At 69.7% G+C, this 21,209-nt stretch carries 19 protein-coding genes; 9 read left to right on the top strand and 10 right to left on the bottom strand.

What is annotated here, in order from left to right; genetic code table 11:
- Positions 1-17: 17 nt before the first annotated feature.
- From AB0F51_RS01635 to hisI, 3 genes are read right to left on the bottom strand one after another with little or no spacing between them, the layout of a single operon-like run.
- Positions 18-548: a Trp biosynthesis-associated membrane protein gene (locus AB0F51_RS01635; RefSeq protein ID WP_360272400.1), complete on the bottom strand. Its 531-nt coding sequence runs from the start codon at positions 546-548 to the stop codon at positions 18-20.
- Entirely contained in the window at positions 548-2,038 is a 1,491-nt protein-coding gene (locus AB0F51_RS01630) for an anthranilate synthase component I (protein WP_360272397.1), read from the bottom strand. Before AB0F51_RS01630 ends, AB0F51_RS01635 begins: the two co-directional genes overlap by 1 nt.
- Positions 2,035-2,364, bottom strand: a complete 330-nt coding sequence (gene hisI / locus AB0F51_RS01625) for a phosphoribosyl-AMP cyclohydrolase (protein WP_360272394.1) — start codon at positions 2,362-2,364, stop codon at positions 2,035-2,037. Before hisI ends, AB0F51_RS01630 begins: the two co-directional genes overlap by 4 nt.
- A 111-nt stretch (positions 2,365-2,475) precedes the next feature.
- Between hisI and AB0F51_RS01620 the strand changes: the two genes are divergently transcribed.
- Positions 2,476-3,588, top strand: coding sequence for a dipeptidase (locus AB0F51_RS01620; RefSeq protein WP_360272392.1), 1,113 nt, complete (start codon positions 2,476-2,478; stop codon positions 3,586-3,588).
- Here the strand turns inward: AB0F51_RS01620 and AB0F51_RS01615 are convergent.
- Positions 3,585-4,451, bottom strand: a complete 867-nt coding sequence (locus AB0F51_RS01615) for a GNAT family N-acetyltransferase (protein ID WP_360272389.1) — start codon at positions 4,449-4,451, stop codon at positions 3,585-3,587. The two genes, AB0F51_RS01620 and AB0F51_RS01615, sit on opposite strands and share 4 nt — an antisense overlap.
- A gap of 118 nt (positions 4,452-4,569) precedes the next feature.
- Between AB0F51_RS01615 and AB0F51_RS01610 the strand changes: the two genes are divergently transcribed.
- Positions 4,570-4,890 (top strand): Fe-S cluster assembly protein HesB, encoded by a 321-nt coding sequence (locus tag AB0F51_RS01610; RefSeq protein WP_360272386.1) that lies wholly within the window; start codon positions 4,570-4,572, stop codon positions 4,888-4,890.
- 116 nt (positions 4,891-5,006) lie between these two features.
- Here AB0F51_RS01610 and AB0F51_RS01605 read toward each other — a convergent pair whose 3' ends face one another.
- A complete protein-coding gene (locus AB0F51_RS01605; RefSeq protein ID WP_360272383.1) occupies positions 5,007-6,803 on the bottom strand; it encodes an ABC transporter ATP-binding protein in 1,797 nt (598 codons plus the stop codon).
- A complete protein-coding gene (locus AB0F51_RS01600) occupies positions 6,800-8,653 on the bottom strand; it encodes an ABC transporter ATP-binding protein (RefSeq protein WP_360272380.1) in 1,854 nt (617 codons plus the stop codon). Before AB0F51_RS01600 ends, AB0F51_RS01605 begins: the two co-directional genes overlap by 4 nt.
- Positions 8,654-8,752: 99 nt before the next feature.
- Between AB0F51_RS01600 and AB0F51_RS01595 the strand changes: the two genes are divergently transcribed.
- Positions 8,753-9,394 (top strand): TIGR03085 family metal-binding protein, encoded by a 642-nt coding sequence (locus AB0F51_RS01595; protein WP_360272377.1) that lies wholly within the window; start codon positions 8,753-8,755, stop codon positions 9,392-9,394.
- Here the strand turns inward: AB0F51_RS01595 and AB0F51_RS01590 are convergent.
- From AB0F51_RS01590 to AB0F51_RS01575, 4 genes are all read right to left on the bottom strand, one after another.
- Positions 9,374-10,030, bottom strand: coding sequence for a VTT domain-containing protein (locus AB0F51_RS01590; RefSeq protein ID WP_360272374.1), 657 nt, complete (start codon positions 10,028-10,030; stop codon positions 9,374-9,376). The genes AB0F51_RS01595 and AB0F51_RS01590 overlap by 21 nt on opposite strands.
- Positions 10,027-10,794 carry an MBL fold metallo-hydrolase gene (locus AB0F51_RS01585; protein WP_360272371.1) on the bottom strand — a complete coding sequence of 256 codons (768 nt, stop codon included), beginning with the start codon at positions 10,792-10,794 and terminating at the stop codon, positions 10,027-10,029. The genes AB0F51_RS01590 and AB0F51_RS01585 overlap by 4 nt, the downstream gene beginning before the upstream one ends.
- Before the next feature lie 2 nt (positions 10,795-10,796).
- Positions 10,797-13,001 (bottom strand): alkaline phosphatase family protein, encoded by a 2,205-nt coding sequence (locus tag AB0F51_RS01580; RefSeq protein WP_360272368.1) that lies wholly within the window; start codon positions 12,999-13,001, stop codon positions 10,797-10,799.
- A 108-nt stretch (positions 13,002-13,109) separates the two neighbouring features.
- Positions 13,110-14,420 carry a family 43 glycosylhydrolase gene (locus tag AB0F51_RS01575; RefSeq protein WP_360272365.1) on the bottom strand — a complete coding sequence of 437 codons (1,311 nt, stop codon included), beginning with the start codon at positions 14,418-14,420 and terminating at the stop codon, positions 13,110-13,112.
- 125 nt (positions 14,421-14,545) lie between these two features.
- Between AB0F51_RS01575 and AB0F51_RS01570 the strand changes: the two genes are divergently transcribed.
- From AB0F51_RS01570 to AB0F51_RS01545, 6 genes are all read left to right on the top strand, one after another.
- Positions 14,546-15,430, top strand: a complete 885-nt coding sequence (locus AB0F51_RS01570; RefSeq protein ID WP_360272362.1) for a MurR/RpiR family transcriptional regulator — start codon at positions 14,546-14,548, stop codon at positions 15,428-15,430.
- A gap of 8 nt (positions 15,431-15,438) precedes the next feature.
- Complete coding sequence (locus tag AB0F51_RS01565) at positions 15,439-16,815, top strand: hypothetical protein (protein ID WP_360272359.1); 1,377 nt, start codon at positions 15,439-15,441, stop codon at positions 16,813-16,815.
- Positions 16,816-16,916: 101 nt separating this feature from the next.
- Complete coding sequence (gene dacB / locus AB0F51_RS01560) at positions 16,917-18,503, top strand: D-alanyl-D-alanine carboxypeptidase/D-alanyl-D-alanine-endopeptidase (protein WP_360272357.1); 1,587 nt, start codon at positions 16,917-16,919, stop codon at positions 18,501-18,503.
- A gap of 79 nt (positions 18,504-18,582) precedes the next feature.
- The gene (locus AB0F51_RS01555; protein ID WP_360272354.1) at positions 18,583-19,536 is read left to right on the top strand and encodes a GNAT family N-acetyltransferase; all 954 of its coding nucleotides are present in this window, start codon (positions 18,583-18,585) and stop codon (positions 19,534-19,536) included.
- 113 nt (positions 19,537-19,649) lie between these two features.
- On the top strand, positions 19,650-20,555 hold the full coding sequence (locus AB0F51_RS01550; protein WP_360272351.1) for a GNAT family N-acetyltransferase: 906 nt from the start codon (positions 19,650-19,652) through the stop codon (positions 20,553-20,555).
- A 65-nt stretch (positions 20,556-20,620) separates the two neighbouring features.
- A complete protein-coding gene (locus tag AB0F51_RS01545; protein ID WP_360272348.1) occupies positions 20,621-21,208 on the top strand; it encodes an ArsR family transcriptional regulator in 588 nt (195 codons plus the stop codon).
- The last annotated feature ends 1 nt before the right edge of the window (position 21,209 follow it).

Raw genomic sequence — 21,209 nt, 5'->3', positions numbered from 1 at the left:
GCGGTAGCCTCCGACAATCAGATCGTCGGGTCCTCACCTGCGTCGATCGCCTTCCACTGGTCGGCGGGTGTTGCGGCCGGATCACGCTCATACCGGCGCGTGGGGCGCTTCCAGCGATGGGCGGTCAGCAGCCCGATCAGCCCCGCCGCGACCACCGCCAGGCCGCCTGCCAGCGCCAGCCACGGCGCCGGTCCGGTGAGGATCTCGAACGAGTCCGTGTTCGCGTTGTGCGTGAGCCCGGGCTTGAGCCGGCTGAGTTCGTCGAGGCCTGGCCGAACCTGCAGCGCCACGGCGACCACCACTCCACCGATCAGCAGGAGCAGGGCCGACATCACCCGGCGCAGCGCCGTACCGCCGAGCTTCGTGATCACCACGGCGGCCACAGCGGCCGCCGCCAGCACGATCGGTGCGCTGGTGAGGTCTTTCCCCTGGAAGTCGACGGTGGGCCCACTGCCGACGTCCACCGAGCTCCAGGTCAGGTACGCCGAAACGCCCAGCAGGACGAGGGCTACCAGCGCGAGGAGGTCGACCAGTCGTTGTGGGCGCATCAGACCTCGGAGAACGTGCCTGCGACAGCGATCGCGTTCAGCACGGCCGCTGCCTTGGTGCGGCACTCGGCGTCTTCCGAAGCCGGGTCCGAGTCGGCGACGATGCCCGCGCCCGCCTGCACGTACGCCGTCGAGCCGCGCAGGACCGCAGTACGGATGGCGATCGCGGTGTCGGCGTCACCGGCGAAGTCGAGGTAGCCGACGACGCCGCCGTACACGCCGCGCCTGGTCACCTCGAGCTTGTCGATGATCTCCATCGCCCGCGGCTTGGGAGCGCCCGAGAGCGTCCCGGCCGGGAAAGCTGCCGTGAGCGCGTCGAAGGCGGTCTTGCCGGCCTGCAGGCGGCCGGTGACGGTCGACTCCAGGTGCATCACGTGGCTGTACCGGCGGACGTCCATGAAGTCGACCACCTCGACCGTGCCCGGCGCGCAGACCCGGCCGACGTCGTTGCGGCCCAGATCGACCAGCATCAGGTGCTCGGCGCGTTCCTTGGCGTCCGCGCGGAGCTCCTCCTCCAGGGCACGGTCCTCCTCCGGCGTCGCGCCGCGCGGGCGGGTGCCGGCGATCGGGTGCAGGATCACCTTGTTGTCGGTGACCTTGACCAGCGCCTCGGGACTGGAGCCGACGATGTCGAAGCCGTCCAGGCGGACCAGGTACATGTACGGACTCGGGTTCGACCGGCGCAGGACCCGGTAGATGTCCAGGGCGCTCGCGCTGGTCTGCAGCTCGAACCGCTGCGAGACGACGATCTGGAACGCCTCACCCGCCCGGATCTCCTCCTTGGCGTGCTCGACGGCCTCCCGGTACTCCGCGCTGGACCGCTGCCGGTGCGGGTCGGGTTGCGCCTGGCGATCCGCGTGCACGACGTACGACGGGGTGGGCTGGGCCAGGTCGCGCTCCATCGCGTCGAGGCGGCGGACCGCGTCGGCGTACGACTCGTCCACGCGCTCGTCGGAGTCGTCCCAGTTGACCGCGTTCGCGATCAGCCAGATCTCGCCGGTCTCGTGGTCGAGCGCGGCCAGGTCGGTGGCGAACAGGAAGGTCAGCTCGGGCAGGCCGAGGTCGTCGGTCGTTGTGTCCGGCAACTTCTCCAGCCGGCGCACGGCGTCGTACCCGAGGAAGCCGACCATACCGCCGGTGAGCGGGGGCAGATCGGGCAGCCGCGGCGTGTGCAGGATCTCCAGCGTCTCGCGGAGCACCTTGAGCGGATCACCGCTCTCGGGCAGGCCGACCGGCGGCTTGCCGGTCCAGCTCGCCTGGCCGTCGCGCTCGGTCAGCGTCGCGGCGCTGCGCACACCGATGAACGAGTACCGCGACCAGACACCACCGTTCTCCGCCGACTCCAGCAGGAACGTCCCTTCCCGCTCGGCCGCCAGCTTCCCGTAGACCCCGATCGGCGTCTCCGCATCCGCCAGCAGCCGCCGCGTGACCGGGATGACCCGACGGTCCTTGGCGTACTCGCGGAAGGTCTCGAGGCTCGGAGAATTCATGCGTGGACCTCGATCTCGCCGTGCTCGAAACAGCTGCGGGTGCCTGTGTGGCAGGCCGGGCCTTCCTGGTCGACGAGGACGAGCAGGGTGTCGGCGTCGCAGTCCACCAGGATCTGCTTGACGTGCTGGCGGTGGCCGCTCGTCTCGCCCTTCACCCAGTACTCCTGACGGCTCCGCGACCAGAACGTGCTGCGCCCGGTCTCGGCGGTCCGGCGTACGGCCTCGGCGTTCATCCAGCCGACCATCAGCACCTCGCGGGTGTCGTACTGCTGCACCACCGCGGGGATCAGCCCCGCCGCGTCGAAGGTGAGTTCCTCGGTGTCCACCACCCCATTGTCTCGTACTGCGGGAGACCGCCGGACCACGCCCTCCGCGGTGGGCTCGACGCACTCGCGCCACGCCGTGCGAGCGGCCGCCAGGACTGACAAGATGTCCGGATGACCTCCAGTGTTGCCCGGGTGCAGGGGCTTTTGCAGGACCATCCGTTGATCGACGGACACAACGACCTGCCGATCGCCTTCTACGAGTTGGCCCAGTACGACCTCGACAAGTACGACCTGAGCGTCTCGGTGCCGAAGCTGAACACCGATCTGCCCCGGTTGCGGGTCGGTCAGGTCGCGGCGCAGTTCTGGTCGCTGTGGGTGCCGCAGGACGCGGACGCGGTCAGGCGGACCTTCGAGCAGATCGACTTCGTGCACCGGCTGGTCGCGCGCTTCCCCGACTCGCTGCAGCTCGCCTCGACGGCCGACGACGTCGACGCGGCCTTCAAGGAGCGCCGGATCGCCTCCCTGATGGGGATGGAGGGCGGCCACTCGATCGGTGAGTCGCTCGGCGTACTGCGGGTGATGCGCGCGCTGGGGGTGCGGTACATGACGCTGACCCACAACAACAACGTCTCCTGGGCCGACTCGGCGACCGACGAGCCGGTGCTCGGTGGGCTGAACGCGTTCGGCGAGGAGGTCGTCCGGGAGATGAACCGGATCGGCATGCTCGTCGACCTGTCGCACGTCTCGGCCGACACCATGCGGCACGCGCTGCGGGTCACCAGCGCACCGATCATCTTCAGCCACTCGTCGGCGCGGGCGGTCTGCGACGTACCGCGCAACGTGCCGGACGACGTCCTGCAGACCCTGACCGGCAACGACGGCGTCTGCATGGTCACCTTCGTCCCGTACTTCGTCTCGCAGGCCTACGTCGACTGGGTCGCCGGGGCCCGCGAGGTGGCCGGCAAGCTCGACCTCGACCCGTTGGTGCCGGCCCAGCAGAAGCAGCTGGCGGACGCGTACGACGTACCGAAGCCGCGCGTGACGCTCGACGACGTGGTCGCGCACGTCGAGCACGTCCGCGAGGTGGCCGGCGTCGACCACATCGGGCTCGGCGGCGACTACGACGGCTGCCCCGAGTTCCCGGACGGCCTGCCGGACGTGGCGTCGTACCCGTCCCTGTTCTACGCCCTCGCCGACCGCGGCTGGAGCGACGAGGACCTGGCAAAACTTGCCGGCGGCAACATCCTCCGCGTACTCCGCGCGGCCGACGAGGTAGCCGGCTAGGCGGGGCGGTACTGGTCGCGGACCTCGGCCAGCGGCTCGAAGCCGGCCGCCTGGTAGGTGGCGACCGCCCCGATGTTGAAGCTTGGCGTGTTGACGAACGCGGTCGACGCGCCGAGGTCCCGGAGTGCCGCGGCCGCCGCCCGGGAGATCGCCTCGCCGTATCCCCGGCCGCGATGGTCGCGATGCACGCCCATCGGCTCGAGCAGACCAGGCTTGCCCGCACCCGCCGACCACACCGTCACTCCGGCCACCACCGTGCCCTGCTCGTCCCGCCCGACCAGACACCGTGCCGACGCGTACGCCGTACCGGCGGCCATCGCGTGCCAGCGCTCGTCGGTGAAGGTCGAACCGTCGAAGGACGCGCGCTGGACTGCCGTGCGCTCGGAAGCCGTCTCGGGGCCGATCACCTCGATCGTCAGCGCGGACTGCTCCAGCCCATCGGTGAGCAGGTGGCGCAGCGGCTGCCACGGGTCGTCCTGGATCCAGCCGTCCTTGGCGAACAGCTCCTGCACCAGAGCATCCATCGGCGCCTCGACGTACACCTTGCCCTCGATCAGCACGCCACGCTCCGGGTCACGGCAGTCGTCGAAGATCCGCTGGCTGAGCTCCTCGTCCTGCAGAGCGTCCGGCGAGTAGGCGACCCGGAGCAGGTCGGGCTCGTCCAGCATGCCGATCGCCAGCAGCTCGCCGTCGCGCTCCCAGACCCGCACCGCGTCCGCCGCACGGTCCACCCCGAAGCGCCAGAACCAGCCGAGATCCCCCGGATGCAGCTGCACCGGCCCGTCCTCGCTCTGCCACTCCCCCAGCTGCGCGACCAACGGCGCCAACCCGTCCACCCCGGGAGTCCTCAATGAGATCGTCATCCCGCCATCAGACACCACCGCGCCGAGCGAACGCATCCGACTTTCCGGACGGGCATGTTTGCCGATCCTGGGTTCGGGCACGGGACGCGCTCACCGCAAATCGATGCTAGGAGAAGCAGTGCTTACCCTGACTGAGAACGCCACTCTGGTGATCAAGAGCATCACGGGCGTCGAGGGCGCTCCCGAGGGTGCCGGGGTCCGGATTTCCCAGGACAACCCGACCGACCCCGCGCTGGCCGTCACGACGACGGAATCGCCGCTGCAGGGTGATCAGGTCCTCGAGGAGAGCGGGGCCCGGGTCTTCCTCGAGGCCAACGCGGCCGCCGCGCTGGACGACAAGATCCTGGATGCCGCCGTCGACGACAAGGGCGGCGTCGAGTTCCTGCTGGTGCCGCAGCCCGGCGCCGGGCGCGAGAACGGCGCGGCTCCCGCGCACTGATCCCAGCGGGGCCGACGGGCGATCCCCCTTTCCAGCCTGCCGGCCCGTGCCCTCCCGGGCGTCCACCCGTCTTCGTCCTTCCACGGGTGGGCGCCCGCGAGGCGCAGTACCAGTTGTTACAGACCTGTCCGCTGGGCGATCCAGCTGGCGTGCAGGTGGCTGTAGACGCCGCCGGCGTTGACCAGGTCGGCGTGCGGGCCGCGCTCGACGATGCGGCCGTCATCGAACACCAGTACTTCGTCAGCTGCCTCGGCCGTCGAGAGGCGGTGCGCGATCGTCACCGACGTGCGGCCCGCCATCAGGCGTTCGAGGGCCGCGTTGACGCGCACCTCGGTGCCCGGGTCGACCGCCGAGGTGGCTTCGTCGAGCACCAGGAGATCAGGGTCGGCGATGTTGGCCCGCACGAGCGCGACCAACTGACGCTCGCCCGCAGAGAGCGACTCACCCCGCTGACCGACCGGTGAGTCGAGACCGTCCGGCAGCGATTCGAGCCAGTCCGTCAGGCCGAGGGACTCGAAGGCGTCGAGCAGTTGCGCATCGGTCACATCAGGGCGGCCGAACCGCACGTTGTCCGCGAGTGACGAGTCGAACAGGTAGCCCTCCTGCGGCACCATCACGACCCGCTCCCGCAGCGAGGCGAACGCGATCTCCTTGGCGTCCACCCCATCCAGCAGCACCGCGCCCGACGTCGGGTCCATCAACCGGGTGAGCAGCTTGGCGAAGGTCGTCTTGCCCGAGCCGGTCTCACCGACCACCGCCACTCGCCGGTGCGGCTGGAGTCGCACGTCGACGTCGCGGAGTACGAGCTCGCCGTCGGGGTAGGCGAAGTTCACCTCGCGGAACTCCACCGTGATCGGGCCGCGGGCCTGATGCACGCCGTCCTCACCCGGGTCGACCACGTCGGCCGGCGTCGCGATCACGCCAAGCACGCGGCGCCAGCCGGCGAAGGCGCTCTGCGCGTCGGTGAGCACCTGGGTGGCGATCTGGACCGGGTCGGAGAACAGCGCGACCAGGAACATGAACGCGAGGATCTCCCCCAGCGTCGCCTTGCCGTCGACACCGAGCAGCACGCCCGCGGTCAGGACGCCGGCGTTCGCCAGCCCGGCCGCGATACCACCGATCGAGAAGGTGATGCCGGTGATCGCCTGCGCCTTCGTCGCGGTCTTGCGATAGCCCTCGATCGAGGCGTCGATCCGTTCCTGGGTGCGCTGCTCGATCGCGTACGCGCGCACCACCTGCGCGCCGACCACCGGCTCGGCGACCGCGGACAGCATCTCGCCGACCTTCGCCCGCACCACGCCGTACGCCGCGGACATCAACCGCTGCAGGTACTTCAGGCTGGCGAACAACGGCAGGAAGCAGATCAGCACGACCAGCGCGAGCTGCCACGAGTAGACGAACATCACCACGGTCGCGAGCAGCATCTGCCCGATGCTGACCAGGAAGATGAAGCCGCCGAACTGCAGGAATTGCGAGACCGTGTCCACGTCGGAGGTCACCCGGCTGACCAGCGCGCCCCGGCGCTCGGTGCTCTGGGTCAGCACCGGCAGATCGTGCACGTGCCGGAAGGCCTTGATCCGCATCGTCGCCAGCCCGCGTTCGGAGTTCGTCGCGAGCCGGACGGTCGTCAGGTACGACGCGAACGCCGTCACGAGTACTCCGCCGAGGCAGGCCAGGCACATCCACGCCACGAACGCCATGTCCGGACCACCAGGACCCGACAGTCCCCGGTCGATCGTCTGCTGGACCGCGATCGGTACGACGATCCGCCCGCCCGTCATGACGAGGGCGAGCAGCCCGGTGATCCACCAGCCGCGGGCCAGTTCGGGCGAGACCCGCAACCCCTGCCGCAGGGTCTCCAGGCCACCGGCATTGTCACCGGCGTCGAGCCGACTGGCCTCTGCGGCGCTCACGCGGACGCTCCTTCTGAATCCAGATGATCGAGTTCTGCCTCCAGCGCGGCTTCTTCCTCACGCCGCGCCGCGTCCTTCTCGTAGGCGTCCACCAGGTCCCGGTACGCCGCCGACCGCTCCTGCAACTCCAGATGCGACCCCTGGTCCGCGATCCGCCCCTCGTCGAGGAACAACACCTCGTCGGCCAGCGCGATCGTCGCCTTGCGATACGCGATCACCAGCACGGTCGTCGCCGCCTCGGACCCCTGTACTGCGGTCCGCAGGCCGGCCAGGATCCGTGCCTCCACCTGCGGATCGACCGCGCTGGTCGCGTCGTCGAGGATCAGCAACCGGGGCCGCCGGACCAACGCGCGGGCCAGCGCGATCCGCTGCCGTTGCCCGCCGGACAGCGTCGTACCGCGTTCGCCGACCTTCGTGTCGAGGCCGTTCGGCAGGGACTTCACGAAGCCGTCGCCCTGAGCGATCCGCAGCGCGTCCCAGACGTCCTCGTCGGAGTACTCGCCGCCGAGCGTGACGTTGCCGCGAATCGTGTCGTCGAACAGCCAGGCCGTCTGCGCGACCAGTGCGACCGAACCGGCCAGCTCGTCGCGTGCCAGCGAGCGGAGGTCGATCCCGTCGACGGCGACCGACCCCTCCTCGGGATCGACCAGCCGGGTCAGCAGCGTGGTGAGAGTCGACTTGCCGGAACCGGTCGGCCCGACCAGCGCGACGGTGCGGCCGGGTTCGACGGTGAAGTTGACTCCGACGAGCACGTCGCGGTCGGGGAGGTATCCGAACCGGACGTCCGAGACGTCAAGACGGGCGGCCGACGACGCGGTGAGCCGCTGGTCGCCGTACTCCATCCCGCCCTCGGCGGTGAGCACGCGCTGGACCCGGTCCCAGCCGACCACCGAGCGCGGCAGCTCGCCGAGCACCCAGCCCAACGCCCGGATCGGGAACCCGATCAGCATGAACAGGAACGCCACCTGCACCACGTCGCCCGCGTCGGCGGCGCCCGAGCGGACCCGCCCGACCCCGACCAGCAGGACCGCCAGGACCCCGACCCGCGGCAGCCCCTCGATCACCGGGTCGAACGCGCCGCGCGCCTTCATCACCGCGATGTTCGCGTCCCGCAGTGCGTACGTCGGGGTGCGGAAGCGCTCGGTCTCGGCGGCCTCGCGACCCAGCGTCTTGACCACCAGCGCGCCGTCGAACGACTCGTGCGCGACCTCGGAGACGTCGGCGCGGAGCTCCTGCGCGCGGGTGGCCAGCGGTTGCAGGGTGCGCTGGAAGATCACGTTCGCCAGGAAGACGAGCGGGAAGACCAGGCAGCCGACCAGCGCGAGCCAGAAGTCGGCGGCGAACATCGCGCCGATCGCGAAGCCGAGCATCGCGATCACGCCGACCGCCATCGGCAGCGGGGCGATCGGGTACCAGGCCGACTCGACGTCCGAGTTCGCGTTGGACAGCAGCTCGCCGGTCGGGTGCTTGTGGTGCCAGCTCAGCGGCAGCTTCAGGTACTGCCGGGTGACCCGGCGCCGGTACGTCGCCTGCAGCCGGAACTGCATGATGCCCGCGCCGATCCGCCGGCCGACCACGCCGATGGCGCGCAGGATCGCGATCCCGAGGAACAGCGAGACCAGCCCGGCGATCGCGCCGAAGGTGGTGTCGCCGCGCTCCAGGGCCGGCCGGATCACGTGGTCGGTGGCCCAGCCCAGCGCCCAGCCGTCGGCCACCGTCATCGCGCCGTACAGCATGCTCGCGACCACCGAGAAGGCGAACACCCACGGCTCTTCCCAGATCGCGACCCGCAGGACCGCGAACCCCCGCCGGGTCACGCTCCCCTTGCTGGGAACTTTCGGCTGCGGCACGCAAACATCCTTAGGACGACACTGTCAGGTCCGTAGCCAGCCACGAGACTGACAACGATCGCCATTCTGCCACTGTGCGCCGACAACTACGATTGAGTTGTGAGTGACTACAGCAAGGTGGAGCGGCTTGCCCTGTGTGATCTCTTCGATCAGGTGGGACCCGATCAGCCGACGCTGTGTGACGGCTGGACGACGCACGACCTGGCCGTCCACCTGTACGTCCGCGAGGCGGATCTGCTCGCCGGGCCGGGCATCATGATCCCGTCACTGGCCGACACCACCGAGCGGCGGATGGCTCAGGCGAAGGCGAAGTTCAGCTTCACCGAGGTGGTCGACAAGGTGCGGAACGGGCCGCCGACGTTCTCGATCTACTCCTTCCCGAAGCTCGGGCACAACCTGAACACCACCGAGTACTTCATCCACCACGAGGACGTCCGCCGCGCGGTCGAGGGCTTCACCGTGCGCGAGTTGCCCGCCGAGCAGCAGCAAGCGCTGTGGCGGGCCGTGAAGGTCGGCGCCAAGACGATGACGCGCAAGGCACCGACAGGGCTCGTACTGCGCCTCCCGGACGGCACCGAGTCGGTCGCCAGGAAACCCACCGAGCAGGGCTCCGTCACCGTCACGGGTGAGCCGGCCGAGCTGATGCTGTTCTGCTTCGGTCGCCAGGCAGTCGCTCAGGTCGAGCTGGACGGTGACTCGACAGCCGTCGAGCGCCTCCGCTCAGCCTCGTTCGGCATCTGAGACCGGCTCCGCAGAAGGCGGCTCCGCGGCAGCCGCTTCGCCGGAAGCCGGCTCCTCCGAAGCTCCCGAATTCTTCTTCCGCAGCCGCTGGACCACGCTGCTGATCACCGTGGTCAGCACCACCAGCACGATCGCCGCGACGACGCCCTGCCACGGCTCGGGGAACAGCGCGTACCCGAGCAGCCCGATCGCCATGTAGACCGCTGCCCACAGCGACGAGGCTGCCAGGTCGACCACCGCGAACCGGTGCCAGCGATACCCCGACAACCCGGCCGCGAGCAGCACCGGCACGCGACCGCCCGGGATCAGGCGTGAAGTCAGCAGCACGGTGATCTCATGCTCCGCCAGCCGCACCCGCAAGGCGTCGAGCGAGGCGTTGTCCCGCAACCACCCGACCCGTTGGGCGAGCTTCTTCCCGCCGGCCCGGCAACCGGCGTACACGATCAAGTCGCCCAGATAAGCACCACCGGCACCAGCGATCAGTACTCCGACCAACCCGAGCGGGCTGCTGTGCGAGGCCAGTACTGCGCCCGCCGACACAGCCGCGCCGGTCGGGACCACCGGGAGCACAGCGCCGAGCAGAACGGCCCCCGCCAGCGCCGCGAGGTAAACCCAGCCGAACTCCTCACCCGTCATCTCGCGCCCACCTCGGTCGACTCCCCGGGCGCCAGCAGGTCAACCCGGACAGCGGGATCCATCTCGGCCATCGCCTTCTGGAACTCCTCCCCCGGCGGCAGGAAGAGCTCAGGCTTCATCCAGTCGCAGCCGATCGGCCAGAACGTCCCGAAATGCACCGGTACGGCGATCCGCGCCCCGACCCGCCGGACCGCCTCGGCGGCACGCTCCGGATCGAGGTGCCCCGGCCCGAGCGATGGCCCCCACCCGCCGACCGGCACCAGCGCCAGGTCGACCGGGCCGGCCTCGGCCGCCAGGTCGTCGTACAGGTCGGTGTCGCCGGCGAACCAGACGCTCGGGGTGCCCTCGACGCGGAAGCCGAGGGCCGGTCCGCTGTGCGCCGACCACGGCAGCCGGCGACCGTCGTGGTGGGCGGTGACGACGGTGATGTCGAGCCCGCCGATCCGCACTTGGTTGCCGGGGGCAACTTCAATGCAGCGCTCCGAGTACGACGCGCCGCTGTCCGCGTGGATCAACTTGGCGGCACCCCGCGGGACGACCAGCGCAGCGTCGGGCGAGATGAGCGGAAGCGAGGTGAGATGCAGATGATCGGCATGCATGTGGGACACCAGTACTGCGTCGCACCGCCCGGCTTCAGCGGTCGGCGTGGGACCCCGGCGCCGGCGGACGTGCGCGATCCGCGAGGTCAGCACCGGGTCGGTCAGCAACCGGGTGCCGTTCGACTCGATGGTGGTGGTGCTGTGCCCCCACCAGGTGATCCGCACGCTCAGGCCTCCACGCTTGCATCCGTCACGCTGGCATCTTTCACGCTTGCATCATTCGAGGCGGCCACGGCGGCCGCCGTGATCTCGGACTCGTGCTTGCGCTGGCCGAGCTGTTCGAGCCAGCCGATCAGGAGGTGGTGCACCGCGTCGGAGCCTACGGGTGGTTCGTCGACGACCCAGCGCCGCGGGTGGACCAGGACGGCCTCGGTCTGCCAGCCGCCGATGCCGCCGTGGCAACCGACCAGTTCCTCGAAGGCGGCCACCTCGTGGGTGTACTCGTCCAGCCGGCTGATCACCACGATGTCGCCGTTGTGCGGCATCTCGGCCTGCCGGAGCATCGACGCCGCCGCCCGCAGCCCGTACTGCGCCAGTGGGTCGACGCCTTCGATCCGGCCTGAGCGCAGTACGTGGACCCCGGCGCTCCCGATCGCGACCGGACCCTCGGCCAGCGTGTCGACCACGACGAAGCCGATCCCCGGATGCGTCGCCAGGCCCGGGATCAGCTTCGGGTGGAGCAGCTCGATCTCTTCCAGCGGAACCCGGCCGGGCGTGGTCGCCAGGTAGATCAAGGCCAGGTTGCCCGACGCGGTGACGACCATCTGCTCGTCGGCCGCGACCGGCGGCTCGCAGTCGGCAGGACCGAGCTCGACCTCGCCGCGGGTGGCCTTGCCGTGCAGCGCCCGGCGGGTCATCGTGCCGGCGACACTGCGGCGCAGGCTCAGCTCGGTCAGGAACGCGTTGACCGGGCCCCAGCCCTCGGACGGGCGGGTCGCCGCCACCGGCTCCTTGGTGGTGTCGACCAACTCGTCGACCACCTGGGTCAGCGTCCGGCCGTAGCGCTGCAGGAAGGTCGAGCCCTGGCTCTGGCCGTGATCGGACAGCACCACGATCTCGTACGAGTGCGGCAGGATGTTGATGATCCGCTGGAGCGCGCCGAGCACCCGGTCGAGGCCTTCGAGCGTCTGCAGCGACTCCGGCCGGGTCGGACCGGCATGGTGGGCCACCTCGTCGTAGTCGACGAAGTCGCAGTAGATGACCGGGGTGCCCTTGATCAGCTCGTCGGTGACGAGGGAGACGTTCAGGTCGCGCAGCAGGACGTTGGAGATGGCCCGCAGGAAGATGTAGGAGCCGCCGCGGTTGACCCGCGGGACGAGATTGCGCCGGCGCTGCCTGCGTGCCTGGTGCAGCTCCTTGACCATCTCGGCGACACAGAGCACAAGTCCTCGGGCGGCCCCGTGCGGGCTGGAGAAGAAGCGGACGTACCCGCGACTGCGACCGTTGGGCAACGCCGCCCGGCTGAACACGAGCTCCGACTTGGGGGCGTCCCCGGACCAGTTGTTGCTGATGCTCGCGCCACCGTCGGCCAGCAGCCCCCGGCCGGTCGACATCCGCGCCTCGATCTCGGCGGCGTCCCGGGACCGGTTGGTCACCATCACCCGGCCGGTTTCCTTCTCGTACCAGCGGAACGCCGGGATCTGCCCCGAGCCGCCGTGCAGGATGCCCGCCTGACTGGCCGGCGTCGTCGCCGGTACGCCGGTGTGCCAGCCGACCAGCGAATGGCTGCCGTCCCGGACCCAGCCGCCCAGATGCGGCAGGTTGCCCGACATCACCATCCAGTTGAGCAGCGGCGCGGACAGCCCGTCGATCTGGATGATCAGCATCCCGGTCTTCGGCGCGGCCTCGATCTTGCGGGCCCGGCGGCGGACGACCCGCATCACCTCGGAGACGTAGGCGTCGTCGCTCCCGGCGTACGCGACCCAGCCGACGAACGCGCTGACCGACGACATCACGATCGAGACCAGCCAGGCCGCCTCGACCCCGCCGTGCAGGTTGACGCCCGGATCGAGCGTGACGCCGAGGTAGACGACCCCGAACTGGCTCAGCAGCCCGCCGATCAGGACTCCGACAGAGCCGATCAGCACCGCGATCCCGGCCAGGATCCAGCGCACCACCAGGCCGATCACGGCTAGCAGGACCACCAGCCGCAGGATCGGCAGCCGGCCGTCACTGCTGATCTGCGGCAGCGTCCAGAACGTGATGATCAGCGAGACCAGCGAGGCGAGCCCGCCGAGGATCATCGCCTGGATACCGCGGGTGGTACGGCGCAGGTCGAACCAGACCGGGCGGCGTTGCCGTCGGTCGGTGAACACCTGCTCGGGTGGTTTCGCCATCAGGTACTTCGGACTCCCGTTCGTGCGGTTGTGCACCCCGAGCCTACGAGTCCCGGGACGACTCCGGCGTACTGCGCCACGCAACGGACGGGTGCGACCAGGGTTCACCCGGACTCCGATCCCGGGTGAACCCTGTGCTCAGGGCTACTGGAGTTCGAGGTAGTCCACTTCGGCGTACAGGGTGCCCTTGGTCAGCCGGATCGTGTTCCAGCCGGCGTTCAAGGTGACCGGGGCGGACGTCTGGCGCCAGTTGTCCCAGCCGGTGACCGGATAGTTCACCGTGCCCTGACTGTTGCCATTGACAACCAGACCGTGGGTCGAGCTGGCGCCCATCCCGTTCGCATAGCCGACCCACAGGGTGTAGCCGCCGGCTGACGGAGCGAACACCGAGACCTGGACCCAGGAGTCCGCGTAGTCGATGTAGGCGGCGACCGCTCCGCCCGATGCGCCGGCGGCTCCGGTGCGGACCACACAGTGATTCAGCGTGCCGCGTTCCGCCTCGGTCCGGACCCGGCTGCCCCGGACCACCGGGAAGTCGTTCGCCCAGCCGAGGTCGGCGACGTACAAGTGTCTCGAGCCGTTGACCCAGCCGTGCAAGAAGACTTTGTCCCCGACGAAGTCCGCTCCACCGGGACCGCAGACGCGATTGTCGAAGCTCGCGGTGGTCATCAACGGGCGGTAGGCGACGGTCCACGGGCCGCTGAGGCTCGGCGCGGTCGCGTACGACGTCAGGTAGTTGCAGTCGTTGTAGCCGCCACCGGAGTAGAAGAGCACGAACTGACTCCCCCGCTGGACCAGGTCGGGCGCCTCGATCACGCTGCTCGACGTGAGCATCGCCGTGTTGCCGCCGGTGAGGCTCGTGCCGTTGTTCGTGGTCCGGGTCAGCCAGAGTGTGGACGGCTGACCGATCGCGTTGCCGTCGTTCTTCCAGGTCAGGTACCGGGTGCCGTCGTTGGCGACGAAGGTGTTCGCGTCGATCGCGCCGCCCTGGCCGAGCGGGCAGATCAGCGGCTGGCTGCCGACCGGCGTGAACGGGCCGAGCGCCGAGCTCGAGGTGGCTACCCCGATGCACTGACGGCCGGACGACTTGTGCCAGGCCGTGTAGGTGAGAGTGAAACTGCCGTCGGGGTTCGGATGGACGTCGGGCGCCCAGGTGCGGCCGGGCTGGGCCCAGCTCGCCGACGGACCGCCGGGCATCGCGTCGCCCCGGATGGTCCACGGGCCGGTGGCACTCGGTGCGCTGGCGACCGGGACGTGCCCGCGGCCGTTGTTGGTCGAGTACGCGTACCAGGTTCCGTTCTTCTGGAAGACGTCCGGATCGGGAAAGTCCTCGCCGATCACGACGGCCGGGAACACGGCGGCTGTCGTGCGGTTGGTTTGTGCCTGGGCGGGCGGACTCAGCGAGGTGAGGGCGAGGACGAGGACGAGGGCGGCGACGATTCTGCTGCTGCGCATGGTGACTCCTCAGGTGGGGCGGTACCTGTGGCGGCCACTTTTCCATCGTTTCACCTGAGAATCGAGGGCTGGAAATTATTTCGATCTCTTGACAGTCGCTCTCACTGGATGGAAATTTCTTTCATATGACGGACATCCTCCAGCGGCTGCGCGAACTGCGGCCGGCGACGGGCGGCGCGCTGGTCCGGATCGCCGACTTCCTGCTGGCCGAGCCGGCCGAGGCCGCCCGGCTGACGATCACCGATCTCGCCGACCGCACCGGTACTTCGCCCGGCACCGTGACCCGGTTCTGCCACACCGCCGGGCTGTCCGGATTCGCCGCGCTCAAGGTCGCGCTGGCCGAGCAGGTCGGCCGATCGGGCAGCAGTCGCTGGAGCACCGACATCGGCGGCGAGATCGACCCGGCCGACGACCTCGACCAGGTCCTCAAGGTGATCGTCGCCGCCAACACGCAGGCGTTGCTCTCCACCGCGGACCAACTGGACCTGGCCGCCATCGACGAGGTCGCTCGCGCGGTGACCGCCGCGCGCGCGATCCATCTCTTCGGAGTCGGCACCAGCGCGATCACCGCCGACGAACTGCGGATCCGGCTCCAGCGGATCGGTTTCGCCTGCTGGCTCTGGCCGGAGGTGCACGGCGCGCTCGTCTCGGTCACGCTGGCCGACGAGCGTGATCTGGTCATCGGCGTCTCCCACTCGGGTCAGATCGCGGAGACCATCGACGTACTGCGGGCCGCCGCTGCCCGGGGTGCGCGCACGGTGGCGATCACCAACGACCGGGTCTCCACCCTGGCGGCCGAGGCAGACCTCGTCCTCACCACGGCGCAGACCGGAGCCGCCCCCGCCGACGCCCTCGCCGACCGGCACGCCCAACTGCTGGTCCTCGACGTGCTCTACACCCGAGTCGCCCAGCTGAACCACCCCGGCACCCTCACCGCCCTCGAATCCACCGCCGCCGCCATCGACCCCCGCCGCCTCCCCAAACCCAAACGCCGCCGTCCCAACCCGTGAGGACCGCAATGCCCCACAGCAACTCCGCCCCCTCCACCGACGCCTACCCCGCCGACGCCTCTCTCACCGGCGACGCCTCTCCCACCGGCAGCGCCGCCACCCCACCCGCCCCCTCCACCGGCGCCTCCCTCACCGGCAGCGCCGCCACCCCACCCGCCCCCTCCTCCACCCCACCCGCCGTCTCCGCACCCACGCGGCGCGCTCTCATCGGCGGTTTTGTTGCCCTCGGCACCCTCTTGGCCGCTCCGCCGGCCCTCGCCGCCCGTCGCCCGGCCGATACGTCGACGACGGCCGCTTTCGCCTTCCTGGCCGAGAAGATCGACCAGTACGGCAGCGGCACCACCCTGCGCGTCCCTCAGAGCTACACCGGCGGTTTCTTCGCCGGCATCAACTTCGTCTCGTCCTTCCTGTACGACGACGCGCTCACCATCATCGCCCTGACCCACGAGGGCTCCCCCGCCCACCTGGCCCGCGCGCAGATGCTCGGTGACGTCCTGCTCTACGTCCAGGCGCACGACCCGATCGGCGACGGCCGCACCCGCGCGTCGTACCAGCCGGACCCGCTGATCACCGCGGACGGTACGCCGTACATCGGCTCCCCCGCTGCCTACAGCGGCAACCAGGCCTGGGTCGGCATGGCGCTGTGCCATCTGTACCAGCGCACCGGCCAGCGGAAGTACCTGACCGGCGCACTCACCGCCGCCAACTGGATCCACTCCAAGACCTGGTCCGCGGCAGGCATCCCCGGCTACACCGGCGGCCGCAGCGCTGACGACCAGCCGCTCACGTTCAAGGCGACCGAGCACAACATCGACATCGGCGCGTTCTTCGCCATGCTGGCCAAGCAAACCGGCGACCGCCTCTGGGCGACTCGCTCGGCCCGAGCGTTCGCCTTCGTCCAGGCGATGTGGGACACCCCCGGCAGGATGCTCTGGACCGGCACCAACCCTGACGGCGTGACGATCAACCATTACCCGATCCCGGCCGACGTCCAGGTCTGGGCCTATCTCGCCACCCGCGATCGCCGCTCCAGCCAGGCGGTGGACTGGGTGATCGCGAACCTGAGCGCCTCGGACGGCGGCTTCACCGGCATCTCCTTCAGCAACACCGACACCAGCAAGGTCTGGTTCGAGGGCACCGCCCACCTCGTCGCCGCACTCCAGCTCCGTCGCGGCCCCGGCGACCGGGACCGCGTCACCAGCTACCTCGCCAGCCTCCGCGACGCCCAGCTCCGCGCCCCGAACGCCGACGGCAAGGGAATCGTCGCCGCCTCGTCCGACGGCCTCGACACCGGCTTCGGCGACCTGTACTACGCCTCCCTGCACACCGGCGCGACCGCCTGGTACCTGCTCGCCAAGCTCGGCACCAATCCTTTTGTGCTCTGAATGCGCGCGATCACTGGACCGGAGCGGCCGCGGGATAGAGACTCCGGGGTAGTTGGTTTCCGCCTGAAGGTTGAGGGGTTCTTGTGAGAAAATTACCGAGAGTGTCGAGCCGCGGGTTGGTGGCCTTCGCGGCGGCCATCGCAGCGACGGCGGGACTGGTGGGGCAGTCGGCCGGCGCGCCGACCGCAGTACAGGGACCGGCCACGGGGCAGCAGGTCGCGGCGACCGGGCTGCAGCAGCAGTTGGACACGTTGCTGACCGATCCGCGGTTCCAGGGGTCGCAGGTCGGGCTGGTGGTGCGCGACGCGACCACCGGCGAGACGTTGTACGACCGGAACGGCGGGACGCGGTTGTTGCCGGCGTCCAACACGAAGCTGTTCACCTCCGCGGCCGCGATGGAAACGTTGGGGACCAGCTTCCGGTTCCACACCGACGTACTGGCGACTGTGCCGGTCAGGGGCGGCAAGTTGCGCGGAGACCTTTATCTGAAGGGGTTTGGGGATCCGACGGCGTTGGAGTCCGACTACGTCGCGCTGGCCAAGCAGATCGCCGCGGCGGGCATCAGGCGGGTCGACGGAAATCTGATCGCCGATGACACGTACTTCGACCAGGTGCGTCTCGGCGACACCTGGGCCTCGGACGACGAGTCGTTCTACTACAGCGCCCAGATCTCCGCCCTCACCCTCGCACCCGACACCGACTACGACTCTGGTACTGCGATCGTCGAGAGCCTGCCCGGCGCGACGGTCGGAGCGCCGGTGCAACTCAAGATGATCCCGGCGAACGGCATCCTCAAGCTGGTCAACACCGCCACGACCGGAGCGGCCGGCTCGAGCAACACGCTCAACGTCGAGCGCGACCACGGCACCAACATCGTCCGGATCACCGGCTCGATCCCACTCGGTGCGAGCGCCGGCCAGGACTGGGTCACTGTCTGGGAGCCGACCCTGTACGCCGCTGACGTGTTCCGTCGCGCGCTCACCGCCCAAGGTGTCCGCGTCGACGGCAAGATCCGCGCGGCGGCGGCCCCGGCCACCGCCCGGCGGCTCGCCCGCGACGAGTCGATGACGGTCGGCGAGCTGATGACCCCGTTCATGAAGCTCTCCAACAACATGCACGCCGAGACCCTGACCAAGGCGATGGGCGTGGTCGCGAAGGCGAGCGGCAGCTGGCCGGCGGGGCTCGAGGTCACCACGGAGTACGCCAAGAGCGTCGGCGTACCCACCGACACGATCCGCTTGTCGGACGGCTCCGGCCTGTCCCGCAAGGTGAATGTGACGGCGAAGAGCGTCAGCGACCTGTTGATCGCGACACAGAAGGAGCCTTGGTTCCAGCAGTGGTACGACGCGCTGCCGATCGCGGGCAACCCGGACCGGTTCGTCGGCGGCACGCTGCGCAGCCGGATGCGTAACACCCCGGCAGCGAACAACCTGCGCGGCAAGACCGGCTCGCTGACCGGCGTCACCGCGTTGTCCGGCTACGTGTCGAACAAGGACGGCCGCAAGCTGGTGTTCTCGATGATCTCGAACAACTACCTGACCACGCCCCGGCCGGTCGAGGATGCGGTCGGCGTCACGCTGGCGTCCTGGGGCGAGAAGGCGCCGGTCGCCGCGGTGAAGGCGGCGCCGAGCACGAGTGCGCAAGCCGAGGACGCGGGCTGCGGCAACGACTGGATCAAGGCTTGCTGACAGCGCGTGATTAAGCGCGCGGTTAAAGGGCGCGGTTAAAGGGTTAGACAGTGCGGCGGTCGTTCAGCACGATGAGGGGATGACCGCCGCACTGCCTGCTGGGCACACCGTTCGCCGACCGACCAAGGACGACGCGGAGGCGATCTACGAGCTCGTCGCGGCGTGCAACACGGCGGCGATCGGGTTCGCCGACTTCACCCTCGACGACATGACCGATGAGCTCACCGAGCCTGGCTTCGACCTCGATCAGGACGCGTGGCTGGTCTACGCCGGCGAGACCCTGGCCGGTTACGGCGCCGCCTACGGCAAAGGTGACCATCGCATCGTCGACGTCGATGTCTACAGCGCGGATCGCGGCGTGGCCGAGTGGCTGCTGGGCGAGACCACCGCGCGGGGCCAGGCCCTGGCCCGGGCCAACGGGTTGACCGAGGTCTCGGTCGACGCGAACACCTACCGCTCCGAGACCGCCAAACGCGAGTTGCTCACGGACAACGGCTTCACCCCGACTACGACGTACCAGCGGATGCGGATCGACCACACCGGGCCGGTGGCGGCACCCGACGTACCGGAGGGCGTGGTGCTCCGGCACGGTGCGCCCGATCAGGAGACGCGACGGGTGGCTCATGCGGTGTTCACGGAGGCTTTCACCGGGCAGTACGGGTTCGTGCCGAGCTCCTTTGATCAGTGGCACGCCGCTCACGAGTCGCAGTCGACGTTCGACTGGTCGCAGGTGACGCTGGTGGAGCTGGACGGACGGGCGGTCGGGTTTCTGGAGAGCAACAGCCAGTTCGTCGAGGACGAGAACTGCAACTACGTACCTCGGCTCGGCGTGCTCGAGCAGGCGCGGGGGCGCGGCCTGGCCAAGCTCCTGCTGCGGGACGCCTTCGCCGCCGACGCCGCGGCCGGCCGAGCCGGCACGATCTTGCACGTCGACACCAACAACCCGACTCCCGCTCTCGGCCTCTACCTGTCGGTCGGGATGAAATCCGTCCTGATCATCGACGTCTGGCGCCGCACCCTCCCGGTCACCTGATGCCCGGCCTCCCGCCCGGACCTCCTACCGACCCGCGCCCCGACCTGTCTCCCGGGCTACCCGACCTGTCTCCCGGGCTTCCCGACCTGCCTTCCGGTCTGACCGTCCGGCCGATGCGGCTCGAGGACGCCCCGAGCATCCAGGCACACCTGGCCGGCCACAGCCTCGCGCTCGTCGGCGCCCACCAGTTCAGCCCGGAAGGGGTGGCCAACTTCCTTCGCGACCCAGCACTCGACCTGCCCACCGACACCTGGCTCGTCACCAGCGGCGACCGAATTGTCGGCTCGGCGGCGGCCGTGCGCGCGCCGGGCCGAGTCAGCGTCGAGGTCTGCTCGGCCGACCGGGAGGTTACGGGCTGGTTGCTGGACCGGGCGCTTCAGCGCGCTGTCGAGGTGGCACGCTCGGAAGGTCGGACCGAGCAGGCGGTCCGGCTCGGCATGCTCCGCGCGGACCGGCAACTCGCCGCAGTGGCCGCCGAGCGTGGGCTGACCCTGGCGACGTCCACCGACCGGATGAAGATCGAGCACGCCGGTCCGGTCGAACCGCCTGCCGTGCCCGACGGAGTGACGGTGCATCGCGGTGGCTTCGACGAGACGATCCGGCGAGCCGGGCATCAGGTGATCGCCGAGTCGTTCGCAACCCAGCCGGGCTCGGTCCCTCGCCCGTACGACGAGTGGGTCGAGTCGCGGGAGAGCCGGTCGACCTTCGACTGGTCCTGCCTGACCGTGCTCGAGCTGGACGGCCGGCCGGCCGCAGTACGGGAGTGGGACCGGAACTTCGTGAGCACGGAGAACTGCGGGTACATCGGCCGGATCGGCGTACTGGTCGAAGCGCGCGGACGAGGACTGGCGAAGTACCTGCTGAAAGATCAGTTCGCCCTGGATGCAGCTGCCGGTCTCGCCGGCACCATCCTCCACGTCGACACCTCGAACCCCACCCCGGCGGTAGGCCGCTACCTCGCCGTCGGCATGCGCCCGGACATCACCAACGACGTCTGGTCCCGGACCCTCCAGCTCTAGTTCGCTCGGCTCTCGCAAACTGTGGGGTCTTGCTCTGCCGAGATGTGAGAGATTACTCTCGAAACATGTCTCTCAGAAATCCGTACGGCGACTTCGAGATCACCGACCCGCAGGCGATGCGGGCGCTGGCGCATCCCGTCCGGCTGGCCGCCCTGAGCTATCTGCAGAAGAACGGCCCGGCGACCGCCACCCAGCTGTCGGTGCATGTCGGCGCCTCGCCGTCGGTGACGAGCTGGCATCTGCGGCATCTCGAGTCGTTCGGGCTGGTCAGTGACTCCGCGCCGCCCGAGGGTGGGGCGGACAAGCGGCAGCGCTGGTGGAAGGCGGTCGCCCGGGGCTTCCGGTTCGAGATGCCGGACACGCCGGACGGTGCCGAGGCCGGCCGGATGCTGCGCACCGAGATGATGAGCCAGGCCCTCGACCACGTCCAGCAATGGATCTCGGACACCGAGCCGGCCCTCGATCCCACCTGGAGCCGCGCCAGCGGGTCGTCGAACACGTTGGTGACGATCACGGTCGCCGAGGCCGAGCAGATCGAGAACGCGATCCAGGAACTGCTGGCGCCCTACGTCCAGCGCGGCCCTGGCGGCGCGCCCGACGATGCCAGGCCGGTCCGGCTGATCCGCATGACCTTGCCTGAGGCAACTAACTGAG

The sequence above is a fragment of the Kribbella sp. NPDC023855 genome (genome assembly GCF_040639475.1).
Taxonomy (GTDB): domain Bacteria; phylum Actinomycetota; class Actinomycetes; order Propionibacteriales; family Kribbellaceae; genus Kribbella.
Note: the sequence above shows the minus strand (reverse complement) of the source record. Positions and strands in the feature narration are given on the sequence as shown.